We start from the raw sequence: 16810 nt of genomic DNA on the forward strand, positions 1-16810 counted from the left end.
TTCTCCTAAAAGTTAGCCTTCCTTGGCTAGTCAGTTGATTGATTAATTTCCGTTTGCTGAAATCAGATCACCAACATCAGTATCTGTATTGGTAAATACTCTACCATTCACAGACAATGGCTCAGCCGTAGGCTGTTGATTTAAAGCATCCGTGGCAAACTGTGCAAATTCAACTTGCAACGCTTCAATAGTGATGCTCACAGTGGCGTTTACTTGTGAACTTATGCCATCGCTTACGCCAAACATAAAGCTGTCTGTACCTGTTGTCTCTTTATTAGGGGTGTAAGTAAAACTACCATCGCTATTTACTTCAACAACACCTAACGTAGGCTCACTTGATAGTGAGTAACTTAATGTGTCGCCATCTATATCAGTGGCTCTGAGCATATCAGAGATACTGACCTCTGTTTGAGTGGTGAGTATTACATCACTTGCTGAGGGCGCAGAGTTGGTTATAGTTGGTGATTTATTTTTGTCGTCATCGTTACTGCATGCTGCCATAATCAGGCTTACAGATAGTATACAGACATGACGTAAATTTAGATTATGCATTAGTTCACTCCTTATTTAGAGCCTGCAAGCGGCGTTGCAAGGTAAGGGAATGTGGCATTCATCATTGATGCATTAACAGGTGCGCCATCAGTAAATGGCACAGTGCCTACGTTTGCATCTTCTGGAGTACACAGCCCTAAATCAGTATCTGTACCTGCAACGGGGATAGGGTAGCACAAACGCCCCATTACAACTCGTAGCGCAATATCTACAACATCATCACCAGGGCGTCGTCCATTCGGGAAACCAGCTAAGTCGTCACCTGCAACGCCAAATGCTGATTGGTCGGCCTGCGCAGTCGCTGCAATAGCGGTATTTAGACGCAGCATTTCTGAAGGTGTTACCGTTGCTTGTTGGTTTACCCCTGCAAAGCCTGTCAAAAATGCAGTAATTAAATCTGTGCGTGGAAAATTAGTGGGCGCAAGAGTCTCTAGGCTAGCACCTAGTGTTGTATTAACCGCATCTTTAAATAAGATATTCAGAAGCTCGGGTAAAGAGGGGTGTGATACATAATCTAAAAATTGTCCATCGTCTTTAGGGTGAGATGTTGAGAATGTATCTTTATCTTTAATGCCAATTACAAGCTCATTGACTAGCGGGTTACCTAATCGAGAAACCTGAGTCAATGCCCCTCCATTAACTGCATTATTTGCAAATTTTGCATTAGGGTTAAGCACGCGAGCTTGAGGTAAACTAGCTGTTGTCCACGAACCAATGACTTGATTACCTTCGCCTACAATGCAGGCTTTTGGTACTTCAATAGCTATTGACGTAACATTTTTGTCTGCGAGATCATCATTATCGGCTGATTGGGTTATACCGCCTGGGAAACCTCCACCATCGGCTGCCCCTGGCGAGCTGTCACCTTCAACTGGAACATAATTAACTAAATCAAAAGTTTTACCTAAGTTAACTACAAATGGGTCTTTACGTTGACCGACAAAAACTCTCGCCATGCCTTCACAGTCGGGTATGGCAACTTGATAGACAAACTGATCAGCATAGGCTTGATATTCTGTCATCGATCCAAAGGTTTTATTACCTACATAATCAAGTGGTTTAGAGAACGAGCTAGAGTTTGTAGTGGTATTATTTAGGGTTGCGGTAGCGCCAGTTCGTTGTGGTCCGCTGATCATGGTCATACTGTAGGACTCGCTAAAGTTTACAGCAGCGTCATTACCTGCAGAGATGCCGCCAACATTTTTAAGAGGTACTGAAACGGTCCGCTGATTACCCTCTGGTCCTACAGTCAGTTGTACCCCTTGATTATCATTTGGCAGCATACTTTCAAAGTTAAACGCAAATGTAATATCTTCTATAGCGTCTCCATCATTGTCAATGTGGATGCTATAAGTAGCATCAGGGTCCATTGCAAAGTAATTTGGGCCACCATAAGCATCTTGTAAAGGAATATAGTTTGCGATGAGGGTTACGTAATCGCCTCGGCCTTGCTCATAACTATTAAATAGATAAAAATCGGTAGAGTCTAAAGTTGGGAAGCGGCTAATATTTGGTGCTTCTCTATGGCTAGATGCTTCACTTGGTGCACTTATAAATGTACTGCATACCATTACTGCAAGTATTGATGGAGTAAAAGCTTTCATGACTTTGTCCTTTAGTTTTGTTTGAAGTCATAGCTAATAACGGACAGGATAGTTAAGTGGATGCAAAAAAGTTAAAAGTATTTATTTTTTGTTACTTTTTATGCTGATCGCTTGAAGTAAAGCGACCAGCATCAGTTTATAAAAGTACTAATTCTGTGGTGTATAGTACCTCAGTAGGTAAACCATTCGGTGAACCGCCAACGGGTTCTAAACTAACCGCTAATAATGTTATGTCGGTTGCTTTAAATAGTTTACTTTTGAGAATAGTTTTATCGCCATTTTTGGGTAATAAACCAAGGGAGACAGGGGTATCTTGCCCTTTAAGTATCATCCACAGTTCGTAGTCTCTATCTGTTCGCGCTATTAGTTGGTTACTCGCTTTAATAGAGAGCTCATGGTTACTTACATTTATAAACCACAACGGTTGCTCAGTTTGATTTTTTACTAAAGCTATTTGTTGTGTCTGCTTACTGTTGGTAGTAGCTTGAGTAACTAAAACAGCTAAAATAATACATGCGGCGGTCGCTAAAAATGACCATGCACGCCAAATAGAAGGTTTTATTATTAGCTGTGATTTTTCTAATTGTGGTTTATTTTCGATACGCCGCATTATCTCATGCCATGTGGCATCTGATGGTGTTTGTGGGCTAATAGCACTCGCTAGGTTATTAAGGTTTTGCTCCCATATATTGGTCGCTTCTCTCGCTTTATTTGAAACTAGCATGAGTCGCTGAAAACGTTTACGCGCCAAGCCGGTTAATGTGCCAAGTACATACTCTGCAGCAAGCGAGTTAAGTAATTCTGGTTTGTTATAGTTCATATTGTTAAACACCTTTGTAACTGTACTAAACCTCTGCGAATCCAGCTCTTAACTGTTCCTAATGGTGTGTCAATATGATTCACGAGTTCTCTATGGCTTAACCCTTTGTAGTAGGCAAGGTGGATAGCATGCTTTTGTTGTGGTTCTAGTTGTTCGATACAGTCGACTAATTTAGTGTTTTCATCATAATTGACATCAACGATGTGAGTATCTTGTTGATCCTCAGCTAAGGGTTCTTCCTTACGGACTTTATAATACCTGAGTAGATCAAGGCTTCTGTAGCGAATAATACTAATCATCCAGCTTATTACAGTTCCTTTGGAGGCGTTATACTCAGACGCATTATGCCAAACTTTAATAAAGGCATCTTGTAGTGCTTCTTCAGCATGAGCTCTGTTAGACAACATATTAAAACTAATTGCAAAGAGTTTGCCGCTCGTTTTCTGATATAAACGTGAAAAAGCATGTTTGTCTCCTTGTGCTGTTGCACACAGCAAAGAAAGTAATTCGTTATTTTCCATAATTATCCTATTTTTTATTATTAGTATTAGAACGAGTAAACACGATATTTAGATGCAAAAAGTTGAAAATTAAAATTTATCAATATTTTTTATATAGATAGCAATCTAAGAGCATAGTATGCTTTTATCATACTGTGAATAATTTATTCGATGAGATGTAAAAACTGCATACCATGTTAATCTTTCTTATGTTGATTTAACTTAGAACTACCGATGCAGAGCAGGTAGCTAGCTAAGTTACTACCTAAGTTTACTAATGGCATAATGATTGCTGGATATGATGATCATTTAAAAGTGTACACCAATAAAAAGGAAAAATTATGTGGGCTGCAGTAAGTTATCTTGTAACAGCATTGGTATTTATAGTATTGGGATTAACGGTTAACTCCATTTACTTTGCAGTTGCGTTTTTTTGGACCGCACTTTCGCTACTATTAGTCAGCGGCGCTTATTTTTTCAACGCAGGGAAAGTATTTAGAAAACGCGAAAATGGCGTTATCCCTTTTTACATTCGCTGGGCCTTTGTGCCTTTTTTATTAGGTGCGCAAATTTATAATGCGTGGTCACGTAAGCGTGACAAAGTACCGCCTATTCAGCAAATAAATGATAACCTATTTTTAGCATGTCGTTTATTCCCCTCTGATATAGACACATTGAAAGAAAATGGCATTACCGCTATTTTGGACGTTACCTGTGAATTTGATGGCCTTGAATGGACATCTACCCAAGAAAATATCGATTATTTAAATATTCCTGTTCTTGATCACAGTGTGCCTACACACTCACAGTTAAACCAAGCCATTAACTGGATACATCATCATATTAAAAAAGACCGTCGTGTTGTGGTGCATTGTGCATTAGGGCGTGGACGCTCGGTGTTTGTTATGGCAGCGTATTTATTGAGTCAAAATAAAGACGCGGACGTGCATGATATTCTTGCACAAATAAAAGAAACACGTGAAACTGCGAACCTTAACAAACGCCAATTACGCCATTTAGTTAAGCGCCACCGTAAGGGGGAGCTACTGATAAAAAACAAAGCGTACTTAATTGCTAATCCGGTTTCAGGCACTAAGTTGTGGTCTGAAAAAGAGCATTTAATTGTTGCGCGTTTATCTGCGTATTACGATTTAACCATTTTAAAAACTACGCCAGAACAAAATGGCATTACATTGGCTAAACAGGCTATAGAAAACCACCCCGATATTATTATTGCTTGTGGTGGCGATGGAACTGTAACTGAGGTTGCCAGTGTGTTGGTGGGTACGTCTTGTCGATTAGGAATAATACCACTGGGCACAGCAAATGCGCTCGCTCATGTATTAATGGGGATAAAATCTAAATTTATTCCTGTTGAGCAAGCATGTGATTTAATCATTGATGGTCAAGCTAACCTTATTGATACCGCGTATTGTAATGATGAGCTGATGCTATTATTAATTGGTATTGGCTTTGAGCATGCAATGATTGAAAAAGCGGATCGAGAGTCTAAAAATAAATCAGGTCAACTTGCTTATTTAAATGGTTTTTTACACTCATTTGGCGAAAATAAAGCGCAACAGCTGATAGTTAAATTAGATGATAATGAGCCTGAGACTATTAATACAAATAGTTTTATTGTGGCAAATGCTGCCCCATTCACTACGTTATTAGCACAAGGGGGCGGGCAACCTGATCACCGCGATGGGTTATTGGATGTAAATTGGTTAACGCCAAACAAAGATAATGAAACCACGGTATTAAGTATTGCTGAGCTGATGTTTAGCAGTATTACGCAAACGCATCTTGCTATTAACTCGCATTATACCAATGCAAAACGTGTAGAAATAAGCGCAGATGAAACGCTAAATTACGTGATTGATGGCGAGGTTAAATCTGCAGATAAAGTGGTGGTGAGCATTCACCCTGCGTCGCTAAATGTAATATGCCAAGAGCAAACACCTGATTAGAAAGGCGTATGTATTACGCCATTGCTATTTTTGAGCCTTTTATTTTTTAATAGAAGGCCATACAAAACCTGATGTATCAGGTTGTGAGGATTCTGACTGCTTAGTCGGTTTATTTCTAGGCTTACGTAACGGCTTGTTATTAATGGTATGGATATAAAGCGCTTCTACTTTATCTCTTGCCCAAGGCGTTTTACGTAAAAATTTTAAGCTTGATTTTATACTTGGCGAATCTGTAAAACATTTGATATTTACTTGCTCGCCCATTGCTTTGAAGCCTAAACGTTGTTCTAGTTCAACAAGAATTTGCTCTAAAGTTACCCCATGAAGCGGGTTTTTTGGTTGATTATTCATAGTCACACTGCTTTTTTAAACTGCATGTATTGTAGCGTATCCCACCGCATCTTAATAGTTTAGAGATGGCTGACAAATCCCAGATTGTTAATCTTGATTAATTTACAGTAATAGTAGAGGGCTTCTTGGGATAAATAAGGTTACCTTGTTTATCGAGCTTTAGCCAAATTAACTGACTGTTGTTATGTTGGGGGTATTTAGCAGCACAAATAAGCGTAACAGAATGAACTTGCAGTATGGCACCTTCGCTATAGCGTTTATTATCATACCAGCACTCAGTATTAGTATTTATAAGCTGGGTAGCATCAACAATAGGAAGCGTTTTTGTTGTGTTAGCGTAGCTTAAAGCTGAAAAACACAAGCATAAAACAGCAATCATAAAAGTAAAATAATAACGCATGAATAACCTCAAGGTGTTTAAAATAACTACACTTAGCAAAAAAACATGCTAGGGTAAGTAAGACAACTTCAGTAAAACACAGAACAATAAAAAGGTGAACATATATGCTATTTAATCAAACGATGATTGACGAATTTACACTACTTGCCAAATTCCCACGCGAAAGCAAAATGCAGGGGATTAAACTCCATTCAGATGCTGAACCCGCTTTACTGAGCGCAGCACAACGTTTGTTTGATAAAGGCGTTATTGATAGCCCAGATGGCGGTTATTTAACTGATCTGGGCTTAGACTTAATTGAGCACGTCACTGTAATACACAGTGCGTTAAAAAGTTAGTTTGCGTCGGGTTGATTTTCTGGGGCTGCATCAATAAAGGCGTCCAACTCATTACAACGCTGATAAACGGCTGCTATTTTAGGGTAGGCAGCCATATCTACTTTAAAGCGAATGGCATTAAATACCTGTGGCACTAAACATACATCAGCTAAGCTTGGCGAGTCGCCTGCGCAAAATGTATTTTTGCTATCGAGCATTTGTTCTATTTTTTCAAAACCAACTTCAACCCAGTGTCGGTACCACTTATTTTTTGCTTCATCATCAACATTAAGTTCACTACTTAAATATTTAAGCACTCGCAAATTATCAATAGGATGGATATCACAGGCAATTGCATAACTTAAATTGCGAATGTGTGCTTTTTGCCAAGCATTACCTTGCAGTAATGGTGTTTCAGGGTATTGCTCTTCAAGGTACTCTAAAATTGCTAGAGATTGACCTAATACGCCGTCTTCTGTTTCTAAAGCCGGTAACAGTCCTTGTAGGTTTTTTTGTAAGTAATCTGTGCTTTGCTGTTCTGATTTTAATAAGTTAACAGGTACCAATTGATGATCAATATTTTTTAGATTTAATGCGATTCGCACACGATACGCTGCAGATGAGCGAAAATAAGTATAAAGCTTCATAATCTGATTATCCTTGATTGCCATTAAAGTGTTTTTTGATTGTACGCCAGCAATCAGTGTAATTAGCTTGGCGCTCTTTACCTTCTAATGCGTATTTAGTCGGCGATATTACATAACGTGACTCAAACATAAACGCCAACGTATTATCGTAGCGTTGTGGCTCTAAATCGGCGTTTGATGCTTTTTCAAATACGTCTGCTTCAGGACCATGCGGCGACATACAGTTGTGTAAGCTCATGCCACCTGGCACAAAGCCATGCTCTTTTGCATCATATACCCCTTCTATTAAGCCCATAAACTCACTCATAATATTACGGTGATAGTAAGGCGGGCGGAAAGTGTTTTCAGCCACCATCCAACGCGGTGGGAAAATAGCAAAATCGATATTTGCAACGCCCTCAGTACCCGATGGTGAAGTGAGTACGGTAAAGATTGAAGGGTCGGGGTGATCAAAGCTAACGGTATTCATGACATTAAAGCGAGCTAAGTCGTATTTATAAGGCGCACTATTGCCTGTCCAAGCAACAACATCCAGAGCAGAATGACCAATATCACAACGAAACATATTGCCATTAAATTTAGCAATCAGTTCAAAATCACCCTCAATATCTTCAAAAGCCGCTACTGGATAGTGAAAGTCACGATCATTCGCATAACCGTTGGCACCCACAGGGCCGCGCTCAGCAAGGACATAGGCATGGCCGTAGTTTTCACAAATATAGCCACGGGCAGTGTCGGTTAGTAACATTACTTGAAATTTAATACCACGCGGAATAACGGCAATTTCGCCGGCTTTAATAGTTAAATGCCCAAGTTCTGTTTTAAGTAGTAGTTCACCTTGTTGCGGTACAAATAACATTTCGCCATCGGCATTATAAAAAAAGCGCTTGTCCATGGATTTATTGGCGACATACACATGAATACCAATACCGGCTTGCCCATTCGCGCTGCCATTGGCAGCCATAGTGATTAAGCCATCGATAAAGTCAGTGGGTTCTGCTGGTATATCAATGGGATCCCAACGCAGCATAGTTGGTGGAGTCGGTACTTCGGTAATGGGAGCGGTTCTAATTAAGCCATTGTCTATGGCTGTATAATCGCCTTGCACAACCGATGGGCGAATACGATACATCCAAGTGCGGCGGTTATCAGAGCGCGGAGCGGTAAATGCAGTGGTACTGAATTGCTCTGCGTATAAATCATATTTTACTTTTTGCGGACTAAATTGACCAATCGGTAATGCACCAGGCAGCGCTTCGGTTTCAAATTCATTGCCAAAGCCGGTCATGTAGTTTAATTGTGTCGCCATTACTGACTCCTGTAAAAATGGGGGAGTGTTATATTTTTGTTATTTACGCTAAGATACTCTCAAGTGAGACTAATATCAAATGCACTGATTACGACCGTTGTAAATAAAAGTGAACAGATAAAAGTCGTGTGTAAATAAATAAGTGATTCAACATGAAAATAGATTTAACGACATTTTTGCCCTATCAATTAACGCACTTAGCAACACAGGTAAGTAACGATTTTTCGAGCATTTATAAAAAAGAGTTTGATTTAACAATTCCGCAGTGGCGAATAATGGCTAATTTAGCGCAATTAGGTCAAAGCACAGCAAAGCAGTTATGTACTCAAGCAGATATGGATAAATCAACGGTATCAAGAGCGGTAAAAGCGCTGATAGATGAAGGGCTTATTTATAGCGAGTTAAATAAGCATGATAAGCGTGCTGCATTTTTGATGTTAAGTGATAAGGGCATGGCTTTATATAAAAAAATAACACCACAAGCATTGCAATGGGAGCAAGCATTATTAAGCTGCCTGTCAGATGATGAACAACGCCAGTTAATCGCTATTTTTGATAAATTAAAAAATAAATTACAGGTATAAAAAAGCCCACAAAGTGGGCTTTTAAATAGACTAATTTAATTAATCAAATTAGAACGTGTAACGAACACCTACACGCATTTCCCATAAAGAGGCATCGCGTTGTACAGATTGTTCAGCACTACGAGCACTGAAGTTTGAGTAAACGTATTGACCTTGGTCATTAATATTTACTTCAACCATCTTATTACCCACGAAAGAACCTTTTCTTAATACACCCCAGTCATCGTTTAACATATTCGTTAAGTTATCGATTACGAAGAATGCTTCACCTTTATGGCCATCCATAAAGCCAGGTACTTCTTGAGTGATTTTAAAGTTAAATTTAACGAACCAATCAGAGTTCTGTTGGTTACGACCAGTGATTTCACCACGTTTAAGACCTTCAGATGCGATAAAGTCGTTAAACTCATTGATTTCATCAGCACTCATGTTGTAAACAACATTAGGATCGTTTTCAAGCGGTACATACAATAATTGACGTGCGCCATTTGAATTGTCGTCACCAAATTGAATATCACCCGCACCCGTGTCGCGATTACTCTTGTAGGTAAAGCTATATGGTAAACCTTTGTATGCTTCACCAAATAGGTTGAAGCGAGTGTTATAACCATCAAAGAACTCGTGCTTGTAACCTAGGTTTAGTGTAAAGCGATGTGGGATTTCGTAATCAGATGATGCTACGCCAGGGTTACCTGGGTTTGATGTTGCCAAGTTACCGTAGTTTGAGCTGGCCACAGAACTAGTCATTGGGTTTACATCATCAGCATCAGTGTAAGCATACGAGAATTGCATACTTACGCCATTATCAAACGCTTTACTTACTGCAGCTGAAATAATTGATGATGAACCGCTATCACCGTTAACATTTGTCAATAATAGTTCGCCATCACGACCTTCAATTGATTCATATAGAGGACGGCCATCAAAGCTTACTTCACCAGTAGGGCGAAGTGCGATATCTTGCAATGTTGCAGCGTCGCGCTTATCAGTGTAAAGGTAATCTAAAGCAATTACATAATCGTTTTCAGTAGTGTAGGTTGCACCTAATGAATATTTCCATTCTGATGGAATTTCAAAGTTAGGATCAACAGCATTCACTGTACCGTCACCTGAACCGATAGGCGTGTTAGCGACTTTGTCAAACTGAGATTTTGGAATATCAAAACCTGGGCCTGCACCCGTAACTGTAACATTTTCAGGAGCGAATAAATCCACACTACCAAATTGATGAGCACTGATATTAGTAATACCATCATTTGAGTAAGAATTAGATAGCCATACATTTGGGTTACCGCCTGAGAACAAGCCAACCCCTGCACGTACTTCTAGTGCATCTGTTGCATACCACTCAAAACCTACACGAGGTTGAATTAAGTCTATTCCATCAAAGGTAGATTGATTATTAAAGTTAGTTCCATACTCAGATACTAATTCTGGATAAAGTTTTTCATTAGTATAGCGATCAGTAAAGTTTTGGTTGAAAGTAGGCTTATCATCGCTTGAATAACTATCGTAACGCAGACCAAATGTTAATGATGCATCGATATCTGAAAAGCTGTATTCATCTTGTACATAGAATGTATTTTGTGAATAAGCGAAGTTAGCAGCTGCATCTGTTGGATCGTTTGTGCCTGCGGCATTATTGTAAAATACTGCGCTGGCTATACCTTGCTCATATGCATCGATTGATGCAAAGCGCCATTCACCTTCTGTGTGTTGTACGAATTGGTTAAATACTTCTAACTTTTCGTACTCAAAACCAGCGGTAATAGTGTGCTGATCAAGGTAGTAAGTACCCGAGAATTTAGCTGTTGTGGTATCGTAGTTTAAATCATTTGATTGACGAGAATCATCAGGACCTACATATACTGTAGCGTCATCAGTGCTGATTTGGAATTCACCAAAACCACTTGCTGCATCTAAAGATTGTACACGTGCGTCAAGCTCTGATTTACCTAAACGAACTTCAGTTGAGAAATCGTCATTCCAATCAGAGTATAGTGATGCAACGATTGAAGTAAATTCAGCACCTTGCTCATAAAAGTGGCTGTCAAATGCTAGCTCATCACCATCTGCATCTGATTGCGATAAAGTAAAGCCATCATTGTAGTTATAGATCAGGTTAGCGCGGTGATCATCATTGATGTTCCAGTCTAATTTTACTAAGATTTTTTCATCTTCTACTGGTGAGCTTGCTGGTGTTGCACCGGCTTCGTAACCATAAACATCACGTGTAATTTGTTTAATACGCTCGATGTCAGCTGACGATACTAAAGATGAATAGTTAAACTGTTTAACACCCTCAAGTTTTTCGTAAGAGGTGAACAAGAAAAGCGTATCATTGATTAGCGGTAAACCAACGTTAAAGCCATAACGTTTTTCACTGTAATCACCGTTATCAACGTCATTACCTTCAATCTTGTCGCCTTTCATTGAATCGTTAGTGTAATCGTAGAATACACCACCGTGAATGTCGTTGCCGCCAGATTTGGTAACCGCATTGATGTTACATGATGTGAAACCACCATATTGAACATCAAATGGTGCTAATTCTACTGCTACTTGCTCGATTGAATCAAAAGAGAATGGAGCGCGAATTGTAGGGTAACCGTTTGAGCTTAAACCAAAGTTATCGTTCATGCGAACGCCATCAAGGGTTAAACTGTTAAAACGTGGGTTACCACCGCCACAGTTGATTGAACCACGGCTATCATCGATAGCAACGCGAGGGTCAATACGAATAATATCTTTTAAATCACGGTTAATAGCTGGTTGATTTTCAAGATCGCTTAACGTGAATGTTGAAGCAGGACCCGTACCACCAGACATAGTGCTGATAGGGCGACCAGTTACTACAATTTGTTCAATATCTGAGATATTTTCAAGTGAAGTATTAACAGGGTAGTCGCTACCAATGTTCAAAATAATATTATTGAACTCTTGGTCAGCGTAGATGTCTGAATCTACGATTACTTTGTAAGGACCGCCAACACGAAGGCCTTTAGCAGTAAAGTAGCCAGCGTCATTTACTTCAGTTGTTTTAACTGAGCCTGAAGGAACGTGTAGGATAGTAATTTTAGTTCCTGCAGCAGGGTTACCATTTGGCCCTTTTATTTGACCTTTAATTGCAGAAGTTGTTTCGTTTGCAATTGCAGCACCACTCACACCAACACATGCTGCTATAGCAAGTGACAGAGCTGTTTTGCGAAGTTGAATTTTCATTTTATTTTCCCGTGTAGTTAAATAAACTTTTAATAGCTTTTTTATTTTAATTTTGGATTAAGCGACCACAAAATACACTTAACCCAAAACACTTACATAGTGTACCCCATTTGTTTGTTACAAATAAAATACAACTGTAATATTTTTATTATAAAACACTTTATTTTTGAAATTTAGCATTTTATCTATGCTTCAATATTTTACCGAGCAGATAGTAAGTAGTTTTTATGACAAACAGATGAAAAGTTATTTTTTCCATAAAAAAAGCCATTACATGCATGTAATGGCTTTTTTAATTTTATGAGCTTTTGATGTGCAAGTTATAGGTTAAAACTTATAGCTAACACCGATTTTAGCTTGCCAAGCAGATGAGCTAGTTTGATATTGGCTATAGTTACGAACATCAGCGCCATTAAATCTGCTATCAATTATATAACGACCTTGATCGTCTAAGCCGCCAAAGTCGTATACTGCTTGGTCAGAGAAACCTAAGCGCTTTTCTACGCCCCAGTCACTGTTTAATAAGTTGGCAAAGTTATCAATCATAAAGTAAACCTCACCGCTATGACCTTTTGCAAAACCTGGGATCTCTTGTTTAACGCTAATATCCATAGTGGTAACCCATGGTTGCGTGCCTGAGTTACGGTCTAAGATTTGACCTCGCTCAGAAATACCCGCTCTATTAAGTAGTGTCTCAAGTTCACTCCATGATAGCCCTGATTCATCCCAGTTTACGTTTGCATCATCTGCACCAGTTGGAATATACGCTAAATAAGCTGAGCTTGAATAAAAGTCACGCGTATCACCTAAGTCACTATCTTGATACATACCCATAGTATAGCTAAATGGACGACCAGAGCGACGTTCAAAATACACATTAAATCTTGTGGCATAGCCACTGAAGAACTCAGTGTTATACGCTAAATTAACTTTAAAGCTATGTTCAACCTCATATGCACCACGGGCAGCAAAGTCTTCATTTCGGCTCTTAGTGATATTGTACTGATAGTTGCTTTGTGCACGTGACGAAGAACCTGAAGACGCTTCTGTTACATCTTGATGTGCATAGCTTGCTGAAATATAAAGGCCATTTTCCCACTCTTTAGCAAGTGCTGTTGAAATAATAACAGAACGACCATCATCAGTTGAGTTAGTCATTGCGATATCAAAGTTATCAGCTAAGTCACCGCTGTAAATACTTTCATAGATAATACGTTCGCCGTCTGCCGCTACACCTACAGGTTTAATGGCGGTGTTATGCCACACAGCTTCGTTTTCTTTTTTGTGATAAGCAATTTCTGCTTGCCATTTAAAGCCTTCACCTAATAACTCAGAATCAAAGTCGTACTCAAAACCAAGTTGTGCACGGATGCTTGACGGTAGTTCAAAATTTGGGTCAACATAGTTTGTGCTACCTGCACCTTGAACTAAAGAGCCTTTTATGGCATCTGGTACTTGAGTGATATCAGCTTGATTATTAGCATAATAATCGTTAATAGCACTTTGAGGTGCATCTACAAAAGTAATGCCATCGTTTTGGAATGAGTTATTGTACCAAACGTTAGGGATACCACCTTGGAAACGACCTACACCACCGTTAACTGTTAATGCTTCTGTAGCGTAATACTTAAAGCCAATACGCGGTAGAATAATATCTAACCCATCGAGGTTTTCTTGATTGCTAAAGCCATAGGTGTTTAAAAAGTTTTCGTTGAGTGTTGGTTTATCATCAGAAGATAAACGCTCATAACGAACACCTGCTGTTACTTCTAAATCATCACCAACATAAAAAGTATCTTCAATGTAAAGTGCTAATTGATTACGGGTTGCGTCGTAAGCGGTGTCATTAGGGTTATTTGTAAAGGCATTGCTGTAGCTAAAATCGTACTTTCCTTTGTAGTTACCTACTTCACGATTTTCGAAACCATTAAAGTTATCAAATTCCCATGAACCGAGTGAGTTAGCTGCAAAAAGGTTGTATAAGTTTAACGACTCATATTGCATACCAAAGTTAATTTCATGCTCGTCCATTAAATAAGTGGCATCAAGAGAAAGTGTTAAATTTTCTGTTGCTGAGCTATTTGCATGGCGAAACTCATCGGTACCAAAGTTATAAGAAGGTCCGCGGAAGTATTCTTCAACTTTAACGCTACCAATATCAGAATTTGTTAAACTTCTCGATGATACATCTTTGTATGCAATACCGATTTCAGTTGAAAAGTCTTCGTTCCAATCTGAATATAGCTTGGTAGCAAAGTTATTAAACTTGGTTGCGTAGGTATAACGACTTGATGCAAACTGAACTGATGTGCCACCAGTACCAAAGTTTGTTTCATCTTTGTCATCTTGCCACTGATAGGTAAAATCTAAGCGATGATCATCAGCAATGTTCCAGCTTAATTTTACAAGTAATGTTTCGTTGGTGTCTTTAGGGTCGCCTCCAAGAGAGTCTGTTAAGCCGTATTCGTTATTTAGAATATTAAGGAAACGGTTATAGCTTTCTTCACTCACATCGTATTCGTTGGTTGCGCCAGAACCTTCAAAACCATAATCTAAATCTAGTTCGCTTGACCATTTATTGTAGTTAACAAAGTAAAATAAGGTATCGTCTATAAGTGGGCCGCCAACATTAAAACCGTAGCGTTTTTCAGTTTGGTTAGGTTCTACTTGTTCAACAATGTATGTGCGGTGACCATCGTCATCTAAAACAGGGCGGTTATCAGCAAACACTTGAGATATGCTGTCTACATCGCCAGCAATATCTGGTGTTGATGTTTCGTAAAAACCAGAAAACTTAAGTTCGTTAGTACCTGACTTAGTTACCGCGTTAATAGTACCACCACCAAAGTTGCCTTTAGAGGCTGAAAATGGAGAAACATCAACAGAGATCTGCTCAATCGCATCAAGGGCTACAGGGGGCTGCGAAGTAGGGTAGCCGCCGTAACTTAAACCAAAGTCGTCATTTTGGCCAATACCATCTACAGTTAAACCATTTGTACGTGGGTTGCTACCGGCAAAGGTTAGCTCGCCGCTACCATTAATACTAGCAAGTGGGTTTAAACGTGCGATGTCTTTAATGTCACGATTAAAGCTAGGCATGTTGTTGATGGTATCTTCACCAAACGTGCTGCTAGAACCACCCGATTGTTGGACAATTTTATAACCAGACACTTCAATTTTTTCAATATTGAGTGGTGCTAATTGCGACGTTAATCGGTAAGTTTCGCCAAGGTTTAAAAAGATGTTTTCAACGGTGGTATCGTTAAACGTATCAGAGTCGATGATCACTGTATATGGTCCACCAACACGTAAACCATTGGCTATAAAAGTACCACTTTCATTGGTGGTTAGCTCACTGATTGTGCCGGTAGGCTGATGAACGACCTTAATTTTAACGTTTGCAGCGCTCGCACCTGAAGGTGTGGTTATTTTACCACGCATTGCAGACGAGGTGTCAGCAGCCATAGCGCTTGTTGAAACTCCTAGAGCAAGAATTACTGCTCCAGTCAATTTCGAAAGGCGAAGCTTAGTCATAATGTTGATTTCCCATTTAGATGATTTAAGTTAGAAACTGAATTTATTTTTTGATTTGCTGTGTTAAAGCCATTTTTGATTTCTTGTTAGTAGGATCAAATAATGTATTTAACAATCCAGCTAAGCGAATACCAGCTTGTTGCAAGCGGGTTTTCACAATAGGGGTGTTAGTGAAAATATAGTCGTAGCTAATATTCTCATCTGTTGATATGTATATTTGTAAAGCAAGGTTATGTGACTCTTCAAGCCAACTTGTTGGCGTACTGTGTAAATACTCGCTAATTAGTTCGCTGTTGTTGGTATTTATAAATTGAGCATATTCAGTAAAAGATAAATTTTCATTTTCTACTAGCTTAGTATCCCACAAGCTATGAAGATTGGTTTGTTGGTTGAAGAAAGAAACCTTAATGCGATTACCGCCTCTATCTTCAGCCCTACCTGCATGAAATGGTTGATGGCTGTCGCCGACTAAGTGCACTAAAAAACGTAAACTAAACTGCTTGGCTGCAAGGCTTGCTTTGTCATCCTTCAATACTTTAATTGAATAGTGAATGCCTTCTAATATGTTTGTTACTGATTCTTTATGTTCAGTGTGTTCGTTGTTAAAGCTGAATTTTGCATCGTCATCTGCGTTAATATAGTGCCAGCGTGATGATTTTTTTTGCCAAAAATCACCTGGTGCAGAGCGCATTTCATCTGGCCATGTTGAAACCTGTGCTAAAGATTCACCATTAAGATAAGGAATAAGTGCAGCTTTAGTGTTTTCGCTTATGTGCGACTCTGCAATTTTCCCAACGACGCGGTGGCCATTTTGCCCCCAAGCATTACAGTCTGTGCTTGCAAATATTGCACTAATTAATAGTGTTAATGAAAGCGAATATTTTACATTTATCTGCATCGAGGCATCCTAGTAAGTGTGATATCTAATTTGTAAAAGCTTATAAGGTCAATTGTCCTCATTTTTCATCATGATAGAAAGGACTCAATAAAATTCATACTT

At 39.1% G+C, this 16810-nt stretch carries 14 protein-coding genes; 3 read left to right on the forward strand and 11 right to left on the reverse strand.

What is annotated here, in order from left to right:
• Positions 1 to 42: 42 nt before the first annotated feature.
• The 4 genes from DK924_RS11485 to DK924_RS11500 all read right to left on the reverse strand — a co-directional run bounded on the left by DK924_RS11485 (position 43) and on the right by DK924_RS11500 (position 3497).
• Positions 43 to 552: an Ig-like domain-containing protein gene (locus DK924_RS11485; protein WP_010389066.1), complete on the reverse strand. Its 510-nt coding sequence runs from the start codon at positions 550 to 552 to the stop codon at positions 43 to 45.
• 11 nt (positions 553 to 563) lie between these two features.
• Positions 564 to 2156 (reverse strand): DUF4331 domain-containing protein, encoded by a 1593-nt coding sequence (locus tag DK924_RS11490; protein WP_109875227.1) that lies wholly within the window; start codon positions 2154 to 2156, stop codon positions 564 to 566.
• Between the two features lie 136 nt (positions 2157 to 2292).
• On the reverse strand, positions 2293 to 2976 hold the full coding sequence (locus DK924_RS11495) for an anti-sigma factor domain-containing protein (protein WP_109875228.1): 684 nt from the start codon (positions 2974 to 2976) through the stop codon (positions 2293 to 2295).
• A complete protein-coding gene (locus tag DK924_RS11500; protein WP_075170279.1) occupies positions 2973 to 3497 on the reverse strand; it encodes a sigma-70 family RNA polymerase sigma factor in 525 nt (174 codons plus the stop codon). Before DK924_RS11500 ends, DK924_RS11495 begins: the two co-directional genes overlap by 4 nt.
• A gap of 320 nt (positions 3498 to 3817) precedes the next feature.
• Between DK924_RS11500 and DK924_RS11505 the strand changes: the two genes are divergently transcribed.
• On the forward strand, positions 3818 to 5446 hold the full coding sequence (locus DK924_RS11505; protein WP_055011948.1) for a diacylglycerol kinase family protein: 1629 nt from the start codon (positions 3818 to 3820) through the stop codon (positions 5444 to 5446).
• A 39-nt stretch (positions 5447 to 5485) separates the two neighbouring features.
• On the opposite strand, the gene DK924_RS11510 is transcribed toward DK924_RS11505, so the two are convergent.
• Together DK924_RS11510 and DK924_RS11515 are read right to left on the reverse strand one after the other, a co-directional pair.
• Positions 5486 to 5797, reverse strand: a complete 312-nt coding sequence (locus DK924_RS11510; protein ID WP_010389056.1) for a VF530 family DNA-binding protein — start codon at positions 5795 to 5797, stop codon at positions 5486 to 5488.
• Between the two features lie 97 nt (positions 5798 to 5894).
• Positions 5895 to 6197 carry a DUF1496 domain-containing protein gene (locus DK924_RS11515; protein ID WP_109875229.1) on the reverse strand — a complete coding sequence of 101 codons (303 nt, stop codon included), beginning with the start codon at positions 6195 to 6197 and terminating at the stop codon, positions 5895 to 5897.
• A gap of 104 nt (positions 6198 to 6301) precedes the next feature.
• On the opposite strand from DK924_RS11515, the gene DK924_RS11520 reads away from it, so the two are divergent.
• Entirely contained in the window at positions 6302 to 6535 is a 234-nt protein-coding gene (locus DK924_RS11520) for a TIGR02647 family protein (RefSeq protein ID WP_008464346.1), read from the forward strand.
• Here the strand turns inward: DK924_RS11520 and maiA are convergent.
• The gene (gene maiA, locus DK924_RS11525; protein WP_109875230.1) at positions 6532 to 7161 is read right to left on the reverse strand and encodes a maleylacetoacetate isomerase; all 630 of its coding nucleotides are present in this window, start codon (positions 7159 to 7161) and stop codon (positions 6532 to 6534) included. The two genes, DK924_RS11520 and maiA, sit on opposite strands and share 4 nt — an antisense overlap.
• Positions 7162 to 7168: 7 nt before the next feature.
• On the reverse strand, positions 7169 to 8470 hold the full coding sequence (hmgA, locus tag DK924_RS11530; RefSeq protein WP_109875231.1) for a homogentisate 1,2-dioxygenase: 1302 nt from the start codon (positions 8468 to 8470) through the stop codon (positions 7169 to 7171).
• A gap of 152 nt (positions 8471 to 8622) precedes the next feature.
• Here hmgA and DK924_RS11535 point away from each other — a divergent pair, with 152 nt between their 5' ends.
• A complete protein-coding gene (locus DK924_RS11535; protein ID WP_109875232.1) occupies positions 8623 to 9054 on the forward strand; it encodes a MarR family winged helix-turn-helix transcriptional regulator in 432 nt (143 codons plus the stop codon).
• A gap of 48 nt (positions 9055 to 9102) precedes the next feature.
• Here DK924_RS11535 and DK924_RS11540 read toward each other — a convergent pair whose 3' ends face one another.
• The 3 genes from DK924_RS11540 to DK924_RS11550 form a co-directional block, all read right to left on the reverse strand.
• Entirely contained in the window at positions 9103 to 12276 is a 3174-nt protein-coding gene (locus DK924_RS11540) for a TonB-dependent receptor (RefSeq protein WP_109875233.1), read from the reverse strand.
• Between the two features lie 327 nt (positions 12277 to 12603).
• Complete coding sequence (locus DK924_RS11545) at positions 12604 to 15810, reverse strand: TonB-dependent receptor (protein ID WP_036985049.1); 3207 nt, start codon at positions 15808 to 15810, stop codon at positions 12604 to 12606.
• A 43-nt stretch (positions 15811 to 15853) separates the two neighbouring features.
• On the reverse strand, positions 15854 to 16708 hold the full coding sequence (locus DK924_RS11550) for a S1/P1 nuclease (RefSeq protein WP_109875234.1): 855 nt from the start codon (positions 16706 to 16708) through the stop codon (positions 15854 to 15856).
• Between the last annotated feature and the right edge of the window lie 102 nt (positions 16709 to 16810).

The organism is Pseudoalteromonas sp. meg-B1 (assembly GCF_003173795.1).
Taxonomy (GTDB): domain Bacteria; phylum Pseudomonadota; class Gammaproteobacteria; order Enterobacterales; family Alteromonadaceae; genus Pseudoalteromonas; species Pseudoalteromonas undina.